Origin of the sequence: Mesorhizobium sp. M7A.F.Ca.CA.002.05.1.1, assembly GCF_003998335.1 — a bacterium.
Classification (GTDB): domain Bacteria; phylum Pseudomonadota; class Alphaproteobacteria; order Rhizobiales; family Rhizobiaceae; genus Mesorhizobium.
In genome coordinates this window covers 1-725 of sequence record NZ_RZQI01001503.1, presented here as the reverse complement: position 1 = coordinate 725, position 725 = coordinate 1, and the positions used below count along the sequence as shown (strand labels likewise).

Here is a 725-nt window from a genome sequence, read left to right as displayed (position 1 = left end):
GCTTCAGCCGGGTCAGCATCCAGCCGCCAAACCCGCGCCCAGACAGGGATCGCTGAAGCCCGGCACGCTGCCGGGTGCGTTCAAGGCCCCCATGCTTGCTCGTATCGAGCCGCAACTGGCGACGCAGGTGCCAAAACCACCGGATGGCGGGGACACAAGGGAAGTCTGGCTGCACGAAATCAAATTCGACGGCTACCGCACCATGGCGCATCTTACTGAGGGCGCGGTCAAGCTGATCACCCGTGGCGGCATCGACTGGACGAAGCGCTATGGCGACCTGCCGCATGCGTTCGCCAAACTGCCGTGCCGCGACGCCATCGTCGACGGCGAGATCGTGGTGCTCGATGCCAAGGGCATCAGCCGCTTCGCGCTGCTGCAGGATGCGCTGGCGCAGGGCGCCGGCAGCAAGCTCCATTTCTACGCCTTCGATCTTCTCCATCTCGACGGCTGGGACCTGACCAAGGCGCCGCTGGTCCGGCGCAAGGCGCTGCTGGCGCAGATGCTGTCGGGCCTCGGTGCCAATTCCGCCATCCAGTTCTCCGACCATGTCGAGGGCTCGGGGCAGGGGCTCTACGACCAGGCGTCGGAACTGGGGCTGGAGGGTGTCGTCTCCAAGCGCGCCACGGCCATCTATCAGAGCGGCCGAAGCAAAAGCTGGACCAAGACCAAGGCGTTGCTGTCGGACGACTTCGTCGTCGCAGGCTTCACCATCTCCGATGCGGCCG

Annotated in this window: 1 protein-coding gene; it reads left to right on the top strand. The window is 65.5% G+C overall.

Annotated features, from left to right (window positions below; all coding sequences use genetic code 11):
• The coding region (ligD, locus tag EN939_RS36675) for a non-homologous end-joining DNA ligase (RefSeq protein ID WP_206528470.1) at window positions 1–725 on the top strand (725 nt) is incomplete at both ends.